The following is a 289-nucleotide window of genomic DNA, read 5'->3' as shown; positions in this document are numbered from 1 at the left end:
ATCGTCCGTTATCGCTGTATGTGCACATCCCGTTTTGCCATCGGCTTTGTTATTTTTGTGAGTGCGGTATAATCCGGGCGCGTCACCGGCATAAAGCCGATCGCTACCTTGATGTGCTGGAGCAGGAAATCCGTCAACGTGCGCCCTTCTTTGCGGGCCGCTGCGTCACTCAATTGCACTGGGGTCGTGGCACGCCGACATTCCTCAACCAGCAGCAGGTGAGCCGGCTGGTGGCGCTGCTACGCGGGCATTTTACGATTGTCGATGACGTCGAAATCTCGATCGTGGT

At 56.4% G+C, this 289-nt stretch carries 1 pseudogene; it reads left to right on the top strand.

The features are described 5' to 3' along the window. A pseudogene (locus tag KVT28_RS24900) lies at positions 1-289 on the top strand (oxygen-independent coproporphyrinogen III oxidase); the annotation flags it as partial.

The organism is Pantoea sp. GbtcB22, assembly GCF_019091025.1.
In the GTDB taxonomy this organism is placed as follows: Bacteria; Pseudomonadota; Gammaproteobacteria; order Enterobacterales; family Enterobacteriaceae; genus Pantoea; species Pantoea leporis.
This window is presented reverse-complemented; position numbering and strand designations above follow the sequence as displayed.